We start from the raw sequence: 14,897 nt of genomic DNA, 5'->3' as shown, positions 1-14,897 counted from the left end.
GGGTACGGGCGGACGGCGGCGGGCCCGGCGGGGTCAGGCCCGCAGCCGCCGGGACAGCTCGGCGGCGGCCGCCCGCGGGTCGTCCGCGCCGGTGATGGCGCGCACCACCACGATCCGGCGGGCGCCGGCCGCCAGCACCTGGTCCAGGTTGCCGAGGTCGATGCCGCCGATGGCGAACCACGGCCGGTCGGTGTCCCGCGCGGCCGCGTACGAGACCAGGCCGAGGCCCGGCGCGTGGCGGCCGGGCTTGGTCGGGGTCGGCCAGACCGGCCCGGTGCAGAAGTAGTCCACGCCGGGCTCGGCGATCGCCGCGTCCACCTCGGACTCGGCGTGGCAGGACCGTCCGATGATCACGTCCTCGCCGAGGATCGCCCGGGCGGCCGGCACCGGCAGGTCGTCCTGCCCGAGGTGCAGCACGTCGGGGCGGGCGGCGTGCGCGACGTCGGCGCGGTCGTTGACGGCCAGCAGCCTGCCGTGGCGGCGGCAGGCGTCGGCGAAGACCTCCAGGGCCGCCAGCTCCTGCCTGGCCTCCAGGCCCTTGTCCCGCAGCTGGACGATGTCCACCCCGCCGGCCAGCGCCTCGTCCAGGAACTCGGCGAGGTCGCCCTGCTCGCGGCGGGCGTCGGTGCACAGGTAGAGCCGGGCGTCGGCGAGCCGCCGGCGCGGGGTGTCCGCCGCCATCAGATCAGCATCGCCTGGGCGCGGCGCTTCACCTCGGTGCCGCGGTTCTCACACAGCGCCTGGATGGGGCTGCCGGGCAGCGACGGGTCCTCGGTGAAGAGCCACTCCAGGATCTCCATGTCGTTGTACCCGCAGTCGCGCAGGACGGTCAGGGTGCCCGACAGGTGCTTGACCAGGCCCTGGCCGTCGATGAACGCGGCAGGCACCTGCAGCGACTTGTTCGGGCCGCGCCGGACCGCGATCAGCCCGCCGCTGCGGACCAGGTCGCGGACCTCGGTGACCCGCACGCCCCACTGCTCCGAGATGTCGGGCAGGTACATCCACTCGGAAACGAGGGTTTCAATCTTGCTTTCGATCTCACTCACGCCACCAGACTGCCACCTCCACGGCCCGCCGCGCACCACTCACCACCCGCCGCACACCCGTCACAGGTCCGTCGAGCACCGGGCGGCCGCCTGCGGGCCCCGCCGCGCTACCCGGCGAGCGCCGACTTCAGCGGCACCGCGGGGTCCGCCGCCAGGGCCGGGTCCAGCGCCGTACCGCGCTCGATCAGCCGGCGGCCCTGGGCGAGGTCGCGCGGACGGTCCACCGCGAGCAGGGCGCGCGGCACACCGTCGCGCAGCCAGAGCACCGACCAGGACGGCTCCCCGGGTGAACCGCGCCACAGCGGCTCGTCACCGGCCCCGTGCCGCCCGGCGTACTGGACCATGCGGCCGAACTGCTCCGACCAGAAGTACGGCACCGGATCGTAGGGCGCCTGCGCGCCGAGGACGGCGGCGGCCGCCGCCGCGCCGGACTGCAGCGCGTGGTCCCAGTGCTGGACGGCCAGCCGGACGCCGGAGCGCGCCGACGGATAGCTGACGCAGTCCCCCGCGGCGAAGACGCCGGGCAGGCTGGTGCGCAGCCGCTCGTCCACCAGGACGGCACCGGCCGCGTCCAGTTCGACGCCGGAGCCGGCCAGCCAGCCGGTGGCCGGCCGGGCGCCGATCCCGACCAGCACCTCGTCGGCCGGCAGGTGCGAGCCGTCCGCCAGCAGCACCGCGCCGGGCTCCACCGCCGCGACCCCGACGCCGCAGCGCAGGTCCACCCCGGCCTCGGCGTACCAGGCGGCCATCGCCCGGCCGATCCCGGCGGGCAGCGCGCCGGGGACGGGCGCCGGGCCCATCTCGACGACCGTGACCTCGCACCCCGCCGCCCGGGCGGCGGTGGACACCTCGGCGCCGATCCAGCCCGCACCGACCAGCACCAGGCGCAGGCCCGGCCGGAGCAGGGCACGCAGCGCCAGCGCGTCGTCCAGGGTGTGCAGCAGGTGCGCGCGCTCGGCGCCGGGCAGGGCCCGCGGGGCGGCACCGGTGGCGATCACCAGCGTGCCGTACGGCAGATCGCCGGCGTCGGTGTGCAGCACCCCGGGGGTGAGGCCGGTGGCGCGGCGGCCGGTGAGCAGTTCGACGCCCAGGTCCGCGAAGTCGAGGTCGAGGGTGGTGGCATCGGCCTTGCCGAGCAGCACCTCCTTGGAGAGCGGCGGCCGGTCGTACGGCGCGTGGGGCTCCTCGCCGACCAGCACGATCCGCCCCCGCCAGCCGCCCTGCCGCAGCCCCGCGGCGCACTGCGCCCCGGCCAGCCCGGCCCCGACCACGACCACCTGATCCGTCCCGCTCAGCTCTGCCACGCCGTCACTGTACTCAGCGGCGGCCGTCCGTCCGGGCCCCACCCGGGCTCGGGTCCACCCCTCGTACGCGCCTTCGGCCGGGGCGGGACGCGGAGTTAAGGTGGTGGCACCAATTCACGGGAGCCCGGCGGACCGGGCTGAGAGGCGGGCTGACACGGCCTGCGACCGTCCGAACCTGATCCGGGTCATACCGGCGAAGGGAGAGCAGCGACTTTGACACGCTTGGCCAAGGGCGCGCATGCCGACGTCCTGGTGATCGGCGGGGGCATCATCGGCCTCGCCGTCGCCTGGCGCGCGGCCCGGCGCGGGCTGGGGAACATCGTGGTGATCGACCCGGCGCACGGCGGCGGCGCCGCCCGGGTCGCGGCCGGCATGCTCGCCCCCGTCACCGAACTCCAGTACGGCGAGGAGCCGTTGCTCCGCCTCGGGATGGCATCCAACGAGCGCTATGCCGCCTTCGCCGCCGAACTCACCGAGGCGAGCGGCGGCCAGGACACCGGCTACCGCCAGTGCGGCACCGTCGCCGTCGCCCTGGACTCCGACGACCGCGCGGAACTGCGTGAACTGCACGCCTTCCACCAGCGGCTCGGCCTGGACTCGCACTGGCTCACCGGCCGCGAGGCCCGCAGGCTCGAACCCATGCTCGCCCCCGGCGTCCGGGGCGGTCTGCACGTCACCGACGACCACCAGGTGGACGGCCGCCGGCTGGTCAGGGCGCTGGTCCTCGCCTGCGAGCGGGCCGGCGTCCTGCTGCACCGCGCAGAGGCCACCGAACTGCTGGTCGAGAACGACCGCGCGGTCGGCGCCCGGCTGGACACACTGGAGACCGTCACCGCCGACCGAATCGTGCTCGCCGCCGGTCCGCACAGCCACCGGCTGCCCGGCCTGCCCGAGGGCGTGCTCCCCGCGATCCGCCCGGTGAAGGGGCAGATCCTGCGGCTGCGGGTGCCCGAGCCGTACCGGCCGTTCCTCTCCCGCAACGTGCGCGCGGTGGTGCGCGGCCGGCACCTCTATCTGGTGCCCCGGGAGAACGGCGAGCTGGTGATCGGTGCCACCAGCGAGGAGCAGGGGTACGACACCACCGTCACCGCCGGCGGGGTGTACGAGCTGCTGCGCGACGCGCACGAGCTCGTCCCCGGCATCACCGAGCTGCCCCTGGTGGAGACCTCCGCCGGACTGCGCCCCGGCTCCCCGGACAACGCCCCGCTGATCGGTCCGACCGCCCTGCCCGGCCTCGTCGCCGCCACCGGCCACTACCGCAACGGCGTGCTGCTCACCCCGGTGACGGCCGATCTGGTCGCCGAGTACCTGGCCACCGGCGAGACGCCCGCCCTGGCGGCGCCGTTCACCCCCACCCGCTTCTCCCCCGCCCGCTCCACCACGAAGGCCCCCGCATGAGCGAGATCGCACTGACCGTCAACGGCGAGCCCCGGCAGGTGCCCGCCACCACCACCCTCGCCGAGGTGGTGGCCGCGCTGAGCGCCGCCAACTCCGGCGTCGCCGCCGCGCTCAACGAGACCGTGGTGCCGCGTGGTTCGTGGCCGCGGACCCGGCTCGCCGCGGGTGACCGGATCGAGATCCTCACCGCCGTCCAGGGAGGCTGACCATGGCGGACGACCTGCTGGACATCGCCGGGACCACGTTCGGCTCCCGGCTGATCATGGGCACCGGTGGCGCGCCCAGCCTGGAGATCCTGGAGCAGGCGCTGCGGGTCTCCGGCACCGAGCTCACCACGGTGGCGATGCGCCGGGTCGACGCCACCACCCAGGGCTCCGTCCTGGACGTGCTGGTCCGCAACGGCATCCGGGTGCTGCCCAACACGGCCGGCTGCTTCACGGCCGGCGAGGCGGTGCTGACCGCCCGGCTGGCCCGCGAGGCGCTCGGCACCGACTGGGTGAAGCTGGAGGTCATCGCGGACGAGCGGACCCTGCTGCCCGATCCGATCGAGCTGCTGGACGCCGCCGAGACCCTGGTCGACGACGGCTTCACCGTGCTGCCCTACACCAACGACGACCCGGTGCTGGCACGGAAGCTGGAGGACGTCGGCTGCGCGGCGATCATGCCGCTGGGCTCCCCGATCGGCTCCGGCCTGGGCATCCGCAACCCGCACAACTTCCAGCTGATCGTGGAGAGCGCCCGGGTCCCGGTGATCCTGGACGCGGGCGCCGGCACCGCCTCGGACGTGGCGCTGGCGATGGAGCTGGGCTGCGCCGCGGTGATGCTGGCCTCGGCGGTGACCCGCGCCCAGGACCCGGTGCTGATGGCCGACGCGATGCGGCACGCCGCCGAGGCCGGCCGGCTGGCGTACCGGGCGGGCCGGATCCCGCGCCGCTTCCACGCCGAGGCCTCCTCGGCCATGGCCGGCCGGGCCGACCTGGACACCCGCGAGCACCCGGCGTTCTGACCCGGGCGCGCCGGGGCGTGTCACAAGCCGGGCACAGAGGCCCCGGGCGCGGTGTCGCCCGGGGTCCCGCCCCTGCCCGCGCCACTAGAATCACCGGGTGGACATGGCATTGCACGACCCGCTGATCGGTACCCTGCTCGACGGCCGGTACCGGGTCGAGCAGCGCATCGCGGCCGGCGGGATGTCCACCGTGTACCGGGGTACCGACACCAGGCTCGACCGGGTCGTGGCCCTCAAGGTGATGCACCCCTCGCTCGCCGGGGACGACGGCTTCACCGGCCGGTTCATCCGCGAGGCCAAGGCGGTGGCCCGGCTGGCGCACCCCAATGTGGTCAACGTCTTCGACCAGGGCGCGGACGGCGGCACCGTCTTCCTCGCGATGGAGTACGTGCCCGGCCGCACCCTGCGCGACCTGCTGCGCGACCGCGGCGCGCTCTCCATCCGGGCCGCCCTGGACATCCTGGAGCCGGTGCTGGCCGCGCTCGGCGCCGCCCACCGGGCCGGTCTGGTCCACCGGGACGTCAAGCCGGAGAACGTGCTGATCACCGACGACGGCCTGGTCAAGGTCGCCGACTTCGGCCTGGTCCGGGTGCTGAACACCGCCGACGGCGCGGCCACCTCCACCACCGCGACCGCCGGCACCGTCCTGGGCACCGTCTCCTACCTGGCCCCCGAACAGATCCGCCCCGGCGCCGGGACCGACCAGCGGGTGGACGTCTACGCGGCCGGCATCCTGCTGTACGAGATGCTCACCGGCCACCGACCGCACACCGGCGAGAACCCCGTCCAGGTCATGTACCGCCACCTGCACGAGGACGTCCCCGCGCCGTCCCTGGCCGTCCCCGGGGTCGGCCCCGAGCTCGACGCCATAGTGGCCGGCGCCTGCGCGCGCGACCCGAAGGCCCGCCCGTACGACGCGGTCGAGCTGCTGGCCGCCCTCCAGCGGGTACGCCGCACGCTCACCCCGGCCCGGCTGGACGCCGAGCCGCCCGCCTCCACCCGGCCCAGCCCGCAGTACCCGACCAGCGAGCCGACCTCGGTGATCCGCCCCGCGGCCGGTCCCGCCGCCCCGGAGACCGAGCGCACCAGCGTGCTGGACGTCCCGCCGGAGCTGATGGACCAGTTGCTCACCGAGCCCCGCCCGTACGACGAGCCGGCGCCGGTGCGCACCCGGCGCCCGGGCCCGCTGCGCCGGCTGCCGCGCACCCCGCTGATCTGGGCCTCCGTGCTGGCGGTCCTGGCGCTGCTGGTCGGCGGCACCACGTACGCGCTCTCCGGTGCGCTGTACGGGACGGTGCCGAGCGTGCTCGGCAAGGACCGCGCGGAGGCGCAGCGCATCCTGGACGGCGTCGGCATGCACGGGCGCTTCACCGAGGTGTACAGCGAGACCGTCCCGGCCGGGCAGATCATCTCCTCCGATCCGGGGGTGGGGGCGCGGGCCCGCAAGAGCGACGCCGTCGCCGTCTCCGTCTCCCGGGGTCCCAAGCGGATCGCCGTGCCGGACGTCACCGGGAAGTCCGCCGAGCAGGCCGCGGCCGCCCTCTCCGGCGTCCAGCTGGCCCGGGGCGGCGTGACCGAGACGTACGACGACACCGTGCCGGAGGGCTCGGTGATCAGCAGTTCGCCGGCGGCCGGGCAGCGGCTGCCGGAGAACACCCCGGTCTCGCTGGTGGTGAGCAAGGGCATGGTGCCCGTTCCGGACGTGACCGGGATGTCCAAGGACGACGCCGCCAAGGCGCTCCAGGCCGCCGGGTTCGCCATGCAGAGCAGCGGCGTCAACCTGTTCGGCACCGGCAAGGTCTCCAGCCAGTCCCCCGCCGCCGGCGAGCGCCGCCCGCAGCACACGGTGGTAACGGTCAGCTTCCCGTTCCTCTAGAGGATGTCCGTCAGCGCAGCGGGCCGTCGCCCGGCTCCTCCTGGTGGGAGTAGCGCTGCTGCCGCCAGGGGTCGGCGAGGTTGTGGTAGCCGCGTTCCTCCCAGAAACCGCGGCGGTCGGCCCGCATGTACTCCACCGCCCTGACCCATTTGGGCCCCTTCCAGGCGTACAGCTGCGGGACGACCAGACGGACCGGGAAGCCGTGCTCGGCGGTGAGCGACTCGCCGTTGCGGTGGGTGGCGAAGACCGTCCGGGGGTCGGCGAAGTCGGCGAGCCGGAGGTTGGCGCTGTAGCCGTACTCGGCCCAGACCATGACATGGGTGACGCCGGGTGCCGGGGGCACCTCGTCGAGGACGACCGAGGCCGACACGCCCGTCCAGTCGCTGTCGAGCACCGAGAACTTGGTGACGCAGTGGAAGTCGGCCCGCACGGTGGTGCGCGGCAGCGCGTTGAAGCCGGCGAAGTCCCACCTGTGCTTCTCCGCCGAGGCGGTCGCCCCGAACACCTGGAAGTCCCAGGTCAGCGGCTTGAAACGGGGCACGGGTCCGTAGTGCAGGGCGGGCCAGCCGCGCTGCGGGCGCTGCCCCGGGGGGAGTCTCGGGTCAGACGGCGGGAGCTTTTCGTATTCGGACTGACCCATGAGTCCATGGTGACAGACGGCGGACAACCATCTGCGCGCGCCCCTTTCCGAGGTCGCGCGCCCGCCCACACAGGCCAATAGGTGCCTAAATGGGATATTCCGACACATGTCCTAGTGAGTGTGAACTTACTGGAATTTCCTCCCATAGCGGTGCCAGGATGCGTGCAGCCGGACGGTACGGCCGTGGTTCCCGGACGCAGAGCAGGAAGGCAGCCGCCATGAAGGGCGACGCAGAGGTCATCGAATTCCTCAACGAGCAGCTCACCGCCGAGCTGACCGCGATCAACCAGTACTTCCTGCACGCCAAGATGCAGGAGAACTTCGGCTGGACGAAGCTCGCCAAGTACACCCGCCACGAGTCCTTCGACGAGATGAAGCACGCCGAGGTGCTCACCGACCGCATCCTCTTCCTGGACGGGCTCCCGAACTACCAGCGGCTCTTCCACGTCCGGATCGGCCAGACCGTCAAGGAGATGTTCGAGGCGGACCGCCAGGTCGAGGTCGAGGCGATCGACCGGCTCAAGCGCGGGATCGTGGTGATGCGGGCCAAGAACGACGTGACCTCGGCGAACATCTTCGAGTCGATCCTGGCGGACGAGGAGCACCACATCGACTACCTCGACACCCAGCTGGAACTGGTGGAGAAGCTCGGCGAGGCGCTCTACATCGCCCAGCTGATCGAGCAGCCGGACTCCTGAGCCACGGCGGAGCGGGAAGGCGGCGGCTCAGGCCGCGCGCAGCGGAGCCGGCCGGTCCGGCACCGCGGCCGGGGCCCGATCGACGGTCTCCGGGTCCGCCAGCCCCAGCTTCGCCGCCAGCCGGGCGGTCGGACAGGGCCGGGCGCCGTACTCGCCGAGCAGCGCCTGGATCCGGCGGACGCAGGAGCCGCAGTCGGTGCCGGCCTTGCAGCCCTTGGCGATCCGGCGCGGGGTGTCGGCGCCGGCGTCGATCGCCTTCTTCACCTGGTCCTCGGTGACCGCATGGCACATGCACACGTACATCGAGGACTCTCCCGGGGTGGTGCGGAACGATCTTGACTAAGGGTTGCCTTAGTTCACTAAGCCTCACCTTACCTGGCGATCCGGGTACGAAAAAGCCCCTCCGGGCTCGGAAGAACCGAATCCGGAGGGGCCTTCGTCACATCAGGCCGTTACGGCGGGACCGGTCACTGGCCGCCGCGGTACATCTCCGCCACCAGGAACGCCAGGTCCAGCGACTGGCTGCGGTTGAGGCGCGGGTCGCAGGCCGTCTCGTAGCGCTGGTGCAGGTCGTCGACCAGCACCTCGTCGCCACCGCCGACGCACTCGGTGACGTCGTCGCCGGTCAGCTCCACGTGGATGCCGCCCGGGTGGGTGCCGAGCGCGCGGTGCACCTCGAAGAAGCCCTTGACCTCGTCGAGCACGTCGTCGAAGCTGCGGGTCTTGTGACCGCTGGACGCCTCGAAGGTGTTGCCGTGCATCGGGTCGCAGATCCAGACCGGCTGGGCGCCGGACGCGGTGACCTTCTCCACCAGGGTGGGCAGGTGCTCGCGGATCTTGCCCGCGCCCATCCGGGTGATGAAGGTGAGCCGGCCGGGCTCGCGCTCCGGGTCGAGCTTCTCGATCAGGGTGAGCGCCTCGTCGACCGAGGTGGTCGGGCCGAGCTTCACCCCGATCGGGTTGCGGACCTTCGACGCGAACTCGATGTGCGCGTGGTCCAGCTGGCGGGTGCGCTCGCCGATCCAGACCATGTGGCCGGAGACGTCGTACAGCTCGCCGGTGCGCGAGTCCACGCGGGTCAGCGCGGTCTCGTAGTCGAGGATCAGCGCCTCGTGCGAGGAGTAGAACTCGACCGTCCTGAACTCCTCCGGCGCCACGCCACAGGCGTTCATGAACGCCAGCGCGTTGTCGATCTCGCGGGCGAGCTGCTCGTAGCGCTGGCCGGCCGGCGAGTTGCGCACGAAGTCCTGGTTCCAGGCGTGCACCTGGCGCAGGTCGGCGTAGCCACCGGTGGTGAAGGCGCGCACCAGGTTCAGCGTCGCGGCGGAGGCGTTGTACATCCGCTTCAGGCGCTCCGGGTCCGGGATCCGGGACTCGGGGGTGAAGTCGAAGCCGTTCACCGAGTCGCCCCGGTAGACCGGCAGGGTCACCCCGTCGCGGGTCTCGGTCGACTTGGACCGCGGCTTGGAGTACTGACCGGCGATCCGGCCGACCTTCACCACGGGCACCGAGGCGGCGTACGTCAGCACGGCCGCCATCTGGAGCAGGGTCTTCAGCTTGTTGCGGATGTGCTCGGCCGAGACGCCGTCGAAGGCCTCGGCGCAGTCGCCGCCCTGCAGGAGGAACGCCTCACCACGCGCGACGGCAGCGAGCCGGGCGCGCAGCTGGTCGCACTCGCCCGCGAAGACGAGCGGCGGATAGGAGGCAAGCTCCGCAAGGGTCTTGCGCAGAGCCTCTTGGTCCGGCCATTCAGGCTGCTGCGCCGCGGGCAGGGACTGCCAGGAGTGGGGATTCGTCACGGTCACACCGCAAGGCTACGGGGTGCGGCAGCCAATTCGTGACCGCTGCCCGGTGGGTGAGACACATCTCGGACAATCACGTGATCCGCCTCACCCCATCGGGCCATCCGCTACTCTCAAAGCATGAACGCGCCGCACAGCCACTCCTGGTGGTGGGCCAACCCCAAGGGTGGCCCACCGATCACGCGTTCCTAGACGAACACGACGGCCGCCCCTCGGGGCGGCCGTCGACGTCTGGACAGACGGCCTTCCCGGGAGCGGAACCCAGCACCGCACCCCGCAGTTCCCCCGGAAGGAAGCCGCCACCGTGACCACCGCCGCCGACCTGATCGCCCGACTCACCGGCCCCGACGCCCCCGCGTTCGCGCTGCTGCACCGCCGCACCCCCCGGCTCGCCCCGGACACCGTCGAGGTGCTGCTGGGCACCGTCGGCAGCTACGAGCACCTGGCCGACCTGCCGGTCCGCGACGGGGTGCCGTCCGGCGGGCCGGTGCACGACCTGCTCGCGCTCGTCCCGTACCGGCAGATCCGCGAACGCGGCTTCGAGGCGCACGACGACGCGACCCCGTTGCAGGCGCTCTCGGTCACCGAGCAGTACGCCCTTCCGCTGGCCGACGTGGCCCCCGTGCTGCCGCGATTGCCGGTCTCGCTGTCCGGCGGCTCGTTCGACATCGACGACCGGCAGTACGCCGGGATCGTCCGCCGGGTCATCGAGGACGAGATCGGGCGCGGCGAGGGCGCCAACTTCGTGATCCGGCGCGACTTCCGCGCCACCCTGGACGACTTCTCCCCCGCGCTCGCGCTCTCGCTGTTCCGCCGGCTACTGGAGCAGGAGCGCGGCGCCTACTGGACGTTCCTGGTGCACACCGGGGACCGCGTACTGGTCGGCGCCTCGCCCGAGGTGCACGTCCGGCAGAGCGGCGGGACGGTCGTGATGAACCCGATCTCCGGCACCTACCGCTACCCGGCCGGCGGCGCGGACATCGACTCGCTGCTCTCCTTCCTGCACGACCCCAAGGAGCTGGAGGAGCTCACCATGGTGGTCGACGAGGAACTCAAGATGATGTGCACCGTCGGCGACCTCGGCGGCCAGGTGCTCGGCCCGCGGCTCAAGGAGATGGCCCACCTCGCCCACACCGAGTACGAGCTGCGCGGGCGCACCTCGCTGGACGTCCGCGAGGTGCTCAAGGAGACGATGTTCGCCGCCACCGTCACCGGCAGCCCGGTCCAGAACGCCACCCGGGTGATCAAGCGCTACGAGCCCGGCGGACGCGGCTACTACTCCGGCGCGCTCGCCCTGATCGGCCGCTCGGCCAGCGGCGGACAGCTGATGGACTCCCCGATCTGCATCCGCACCGCCGACATCGACCCGGCCACCGGGCGCCTGGTGGTCCGCGTCGGCGCGACCCTGGTCCGCCACTCCGACCCGGACTCCGAGGTCGCCGAGACCCACGCCAAGGCCGCCGGGGTGCTCACCGCGATCGGCGCCCGCCCCGCCTCCGGCCGGGTGCCGAACCCGACCGGCCCCCGGCTGGCCGACGACCACCGGGTCCAGGCCGCGCTGGACGACCGGCGCGCCGGCCTCGCCCCGTTCTGGCTGCGGATGCAGGCGCCGGCCGAGATCACCGAGGTCGAGCCGACCCTGGTGGTGGACGGCGAGGACACCTTCACCGCGATGCTCGCCCACCTGCTGACCTCGCTCGGCCACCAGGTCTCCGTGGTCCGCTACGACGAGCCGGGCCTGCGCGAGCGGGTCGCCGCCCACCGGGGCCCGCTGGTGCTCGGCCCCGGCCCGGGCGACCCGGCCGTGGCCGACGACCCCAAGATGGCCGTCCTGCGCCCGGTCGTCGCCGACGCGCTGGCCGCCGTCCGCTCCGGCGCCCGGACCGCGCCGCTGCTCGCCGTCTGCCTCAGCCACCAGCTGCTCGCGGACGCGCTCGGCCTGCCGCTGGCCCGCAAGAACGTCCCGTACCAGGGCGCGCAGGAGACGGTGGACCTCTTCGGCACCCGGCGCACGGTGGGCTTCTACAACACCTTCACCGCGCGCTGCTCCGACGAGGACGCGGCCCGGCTGGCCGCCGAGGGCATCGAGGTCTCCCGCGACGCGCTGACCGGCGACGTGCACGCGCTGCGCGGCGCCGGCTTCGCCGGGCTCCAGTTCCACCCGGAGTCGGTGCTCACCCGCGACGGCGTGGACATCGTCGCCGGGCTGCTGCGCGAGGCGGCGGCGCTGCGCGGCTGAACCGCGTCCGCGAGCGGGCGTGCCGTCCGGCGCGCCCGCTCAGATCCCGTCGTCCAGGCCCTGCTCGATCGCGTACCTGACCAGCTCGACCCGGTTGTGCAGCTGAAGCTTGCCGAGGGTGTTCTGGACGTGGTTCTGCACCGTGCGGTGGGAGAGCACCAGCCGGTCCGCGATCTGCCGGTACGACAGTCCCTTGGCCACCAGCCGCAGCACCTCCGTCTCCCGGGCGGTCAGCTGCGGGGCGGCCGGCGCGGAGGCCCGGGCGGGCTCGGCGGCCAGCCGGCGGAACTCGCCGAGCACCAGGCCGGCCAGGCCCGGGGTGAAGACGGCGTCGCCGACGGCGGTGCGGCGCACCGCGTCCAGCAGTTCCTCCCGGCCGGCCGACTTGACCAGGTAGCCGGTCGCGCCGGACTTCACCGCCTCCAGCACGTCCTGGTGCTCGCCGCTCGCGGAGAGCACCAGGACCCGCACCGACGGGTCCTGGGCGACCACCTGGCGGCAGACCTCGGCGCCGGGCAGGCCCGGCAGGTTGAGGTCCAGCACCACCACCTGCGGGCCGCAGGCGCGGGCCCGGCGGACGGCCTCCTCGCCGTCGCCCGCCGTGGCCACCACGTCCAGCCCGGCCTCGGCGAGGTCCCGCGAGACGGCGTCGCGCCACATCGGGTGGTCGTCCACGACCATGACCCGCACCGGCTGGTCGGCCAGTTGGTCGACCGGACGGTCAGCTGGCCGGACCGGCGGCCGGTCGGTGCCCGGCCGGTCGGTCATCGGCCGGTCGGTCATCGGCTGGTCGGTCATCGGAACCCCTCCTCGGGAAGCGCAGTTCGACCTCGACGCCGTCGCCGGGCGCCGAGTACAGCTCGGCCGTGCCGCCGAGGTCCAGCAGCCGGCCGCGGATCGACTGGGAGACGCCGAGCCGCCCGGCCCGCTCCGCCTCGCCGAGCCGCCCGGGGGCGAAACCCGGGCCGTCGTCGCGGATGCTGACCGTGACGGCCTCCGGCTCGTCCTCCACCAGGATCCAGGCCCGGGCCCCGTCCCCCGCGTGCTTGCGGACGTTGTCCACCGCCGCGCCGACGGCGGCGGCCAGCTCGGCGGCGGCCGGGGCGGGCAGCAGCACCGGGGTGCCGGGGGCGGAGAGCGTGATCCGCTCGTCCGCGTACGGGCCGAGCAGGGTACGCAGGTCCTGCGGGGCCAGCGGCTCGCGCTGGGCCGGCAGCGGGCCGCCGCTCATCAGCGCACGCAGCGCGCGCTCCTGCTCCCCGGCCAGCCGGCCGAGTTCGGCGAAGTCCGCGCCGCCGGGCCCGCCGGCCTCGCCGCCACGGCGCTGGACCAGGGCGAGCACCTGCAGCACCCCGTCGTGGATGTCCCGGGAGAGCCGCTCGCGCTCCCGGGTGGCCGCCTCCACCTGGAGCGCCCGGGTGAGCGTCGCCTCGCTGGCGCGGGCCAGCTCGATGACGTAGCCGATGGCGCAGCCGGCCACCATCAGCAGCACGATGTTGTGGATGTTGTCGCCGGTGGGGCCGCCGTGGCCGAGGATGTTGGCCAGGCCGATCACCGAACCGGCCGCCGCCGCCCAGCGCCAGCCGCCCTTGCCGGCGAAACCGAGCACCGTGCCGGCCGCCCAGATGGTGGGGAGGGTGGGCGCGCCGTGGCCGATCCGGACCGGGTCGTCGGTCATCCCGCTCATCACGATGCCGGTGACGGCCAGGGTGAGGTCGGTGCCGAGCACGTACCAGGTGCAGCGCTGCGGGCCGGCGAAGGCGCGGGTGCTGGCCAGCGTCCAGAGGGTGAGCGCGCCGAGGTAGATCCAGCCGGCGACGGGGTGCAGGAACCCCAGGTACGCGTTGAAGTAGCGCAGGACAGCGTAGCAGAGCGCGAGCACCCGGAACAAGGAGATGGCGCGCCAGAGGGGCAGTTCGACCGACATGCCGCCGGCCGCGAGAGTCCCCCCGACCGCCCCGGTTCTGCCGCCGTCCGTCATCTGCGCTGCCCCTCCCCCGGGCGGCCGGATCAGGCCGACCCGGTCTCCTTCTCGTCCCGCTCCGCCTTGGCGGCCTCGGTCTCCGCGGACCCGGCCTGCTCTGCCTCGGCGGCCTTCTCGGCCTGCTCGGCTTCGGCCTTCTCGGCCTTGGCGGCGGCCTGCTCGGCCTTCTGGACGGCCTTGCGCTCGGCGTCGGCGCGCTTCTTGTCGTCGGCGATCTGCCGCTTGGCGGCGGTCGCGTAGATGTCCACGTACTCCTGGCCGGAGAGCCGCATGATCTCGTACATCACCTCGTCCGTCACCGAACGGAGGATGAAACGGTCGTTCTCCATGCCGTGGTAGCGGGAGAAGTCCAGCGGGCGGCCGATCCGGATGCCCGGGCGGATACCGAAGTTGGGGACCACCTGGCCGGGCGGCTGCACCTTCTCGGTGTCGATCATGGCGACCGGGATGACCGGCGCGCCGGTGGCCAGCGCGACGCGGGCCAGGCCGCCGACCTTGCCGCGGTAGAGCTTGCCGTCGGGCGAACGGGTGCCCTCCGGGTAGACCCCGAACAGCTCGCCGCGATCCAGCACCGCGATCGCGCTGCGGATCGCCGCCTCGCCGGCGCCACGCACACCCGAGCGGTCCACCGGCAGCTGGCCGACGCCCTTGAAGAAGGCGGCCGTCAGCTTGCCCTTCACGCCCGGGGTGTTGAAGTACTCCGCCTTGGCGATGAAGGTCACCCGTCGCTTGATCAGCGCGGGGAAGAAGAAGGAGTCCGAAAAGGAGAGATGGTTGCTCGCGATGATCGCGGCACCCTCGGCGGGGATGTTCTCCTCGCCCTCGATCCACGGCCGGAAGAAGATCCGTAGCAGTGGCGCGACGATCATCTTCATCAGTCGGTAGAACAACCCGGGCCTCCTGT

15 protein-coding genes and 1 riboswitch are annotated in these 14,897 nt (G+C 73.3%); of the genes, 6 read left to right on the top strand and 9 right to left on the bottom strand.

All coding sequences use genetic code 11. The features are described from left to right. Nucleotides 1–33: 33 nt before the first annotated feature. The 3 genes from thiE to AB0P06_RS12910 form a co-directional block, all read right to left on the bottom strand. A complete protein-coding gene (gene thiE / locus AB0P06_RS12920; protein WP_363607293.1) occupies nucleotides 34–681 on the bottom strand; it encodes a thiamine phosphate synthase in 648 nt (215 codons plus the stop codon). Continuing rightward, nucleotides 681–1,046: an Rv2175c family DNA-binding protein gene (locus AB0P06_RS12915; RefSeq protein ID WP_363607292.1), complete on the bottom strand. Its 366-nt coding sequence runs from the start codon at nucleotides 1,044–1,046 to the stop codon at nucleotides 681–683. The genes thiE and AB0P06_RS12915 overlap by 1 nt, the downstream gene beginning before the upstream one ends. 107 nt (nucleotides 1,047–1,153) lie before the next feature. Continuing rightward, nucleotides 1,154–2,350 (bottom strand): FAD-dependent oxidoreductase, encoded by a 1,197-nt coding sequence (locus tag AB0P06_RS12910; protein ID WP_363607291.1) that lies wholly within the window; start codon nucleotides 2,348–2,350, stop codon nucleotides 1,154–1,156. Between the two features lie 106 nt (nucleotides 2,351–2,456). Beyond that, nucleotides 2,457–2,569, top strand: a riboswitch (TPP riboswitch). On the opposite strand from AB0P06_RS12910, the gene thiO reads away from it, so the two are divergent. The 4 genes from thiO to pknB all read left to right on the top strand — a co-directional run bounded on the left by thiO (nucleotide 2,564) and on the right by pknB (nucleotide 6,630). After that, nucleotides 2,564–3,748: a glycine oxidase ThiO gene (gene thiO / locus AB0P06_RS12905; RefSeq protein WP_363607290.1), complete on the top strand. Its 1,185-nt coding sequence runs from the start codon at nucleotides 2,564–2,566 to the stop codon at nucleotides 3,746–3,748. It overlaps the preceding riboswitch by 6 nt. Next, complete coding sequence (thiS, locus tag AB0P06_RS12900) at nucleotides 3,745–3,954, top strand: sulfur carrier protein ThiS (RefSeq protein WP_363607289.1); 210 nt, start codon at nucleotides 3,745–3,747, stop codon at nucleotides 3,952–3,954. The genes thiO and thiS overlap by 4 nt, the downstream gene beginning before the upstream one ends. Nucleotides 3,955–3,956: 2 nt before the next feature. After that, the gene (locus tag AB0P06_RS12895) at nucleotides 3,957–4,754 is read left to right on the top strand and encodes a thiazole synthase (protein ID WP_363607288.1); all 798 of its coding nucleotides are present in this window, start codon (nucleotides 3,957–3,959) and stop codon (nucleotides 4,752–4,754) included. 103 nt (nucleotides 4,755–4,857) lie between these two features. Beyond that, nucleotides 4,858–6,630, top strand: coding sequence for a Stk1 family PASTA domain-containing Ser/Thr kinase (gene pknB, locus AB0P06_RS12890; protein WP_363607287.1), 1,773 nt, complete (start codon nucleotides 4,858–4,860; stop codon nucleotides 6,628–6,630). A 10-nt stretch (nucleotides 6,631–6,640) separates the two neighbouring features. Here pknB and AB0P06_RS12885 read toward each other — a convergent pair whose 3' ends face one another. Then, a complete protein-coding gene (locus AB0P06_RS12885; protein ID WP_363607286.1) occupies nucleotides 6,641–7,270 on the bottom strand; it encodes a molybdopterin-dependent oxidoreductase in 630 nt (209 codons plus the stop codon). A 218-nt stretch (nucleotides 7,271–7,488) separates the two neighbouring features. Between AB0P06_RS12885 and bfr the strand changes: the two genes are divergently transcribed. Next, nucleotides 7,489–7,968 carry a bacterioferritin gene (gene bfr / locus AB0P06_RS12880; RefSeq protein WP_363607285.1) on the top strand — a complete coding sequence of 160 codons (480 nt, stop codon included), beginning with the start codon at nucleotides 7,489–7,491 and terminating at the stop codon, nucleotides 7,966–7,968. 27 nt (nucleotides 7,969–7,995) lie between these two features. Here bfr and AB0P06_RS12875 read toward each other — a convergent pair whose 3' ends face one another. Further along, nucleotides 7,996–8,271, bottom strand: a complete 276-nt coding sequence (locus AB0P06_RS12875) for a (2Fe-2S)-binding protein (RefSeq protein WP_363607284.1) — start codon at nucleotides 8,269–8,271, stop codon at nucleotides 7,996–7,998. Between the two features lie 164 nt (nucleotides 8,272–8,435). Then, a complete protein-coding gene (locus AB0P06_RS12870; protein WP_363607283.1) occupies nucleotides 8,436–9,773 on the bottom strand; it encodes a class II 3-deoxy-7-phosphoheptulonate synthase in 1,338 nt (445 codons plus the stop codon). 301 nt (nucleotides 9,774–10,074) lie between these two features. Here AB0P06_RS12870 and AB0P06_RS12865 point away from each other — a divergent pair, with 301 nt between their 5' ends. Further along, nucleotides 10,075–12,009, top strand: coding sequence for an anthranilate synthase family protein (locus AB0P06_RS12865; protein WP_363607282.1), 1,935 nt, complete (start codon nucleotides 10,075–10,077; stop codon nucleotides 12,007–12,009). Nucleotides 12,010–12,048: 39 nt separating this feature from the next. Here the strand turns inward: AB0P06_RS12865 and AB0P06_RS12860 are convergent, their stop codons facing one another. From AB0P06_RS12860 to AB0P06_RS12850, 3 genes are all read right to left on the bottom strand, one after another. Continuing rightward, nucleotides 12,049–12,690 (bottom strand): response regulator transcription factor, encoded by a 642-nt coding sequence (locus AB0P06_RS12860; protein WP_363607382.1) that lies wholly within the window; start codon nucleotides 12,688–12,690, stop codon nucleotides 12,049–12,051. A gap of 40 nt (nucleotides 12,691–12,730) precedes the next feature. Beyond that, a complete protein-coding gene (locus AB0P06_RS12855) occupies nucleotides 12,731–13,936 on the bottom strand; it encodes a DUF5931 domain-containing protein (RefSeq protein WP_363607281.1) in 1,206 nt (401 codons plus the stop codon). A gap of 83 nt (nucleotides 13,937–14,019) precedes the next feature. After that, nucleotides 14,020–14,883, bottom strand: coding sequence for a lysophospholipid acyltransferase family protein (locus AB0P06_RS12850; protein ID WP_363607280.1), 864 nt, complete (start codon nucleotides 14,881–14,883; stop codon nucleotides 14,020–14,022). Between the last annotated feature and the right edge of the window lie 14 nt (nucleotides 14,884–14,897).

The organism is Kitasatospora sp. NPDC088351, from assembly GCF_040685575.1.
Lineage (GTDB): Bacteria > Actinomycetota > Actinomycetes > Streptomycetales > Streptomycetaceae > Kitasatospora.
The sequence above is the reverse complement of the archived record's forward strand: the minus strand, read 5'-3'. Positions and strand labels throughout refer to the sequence as shown.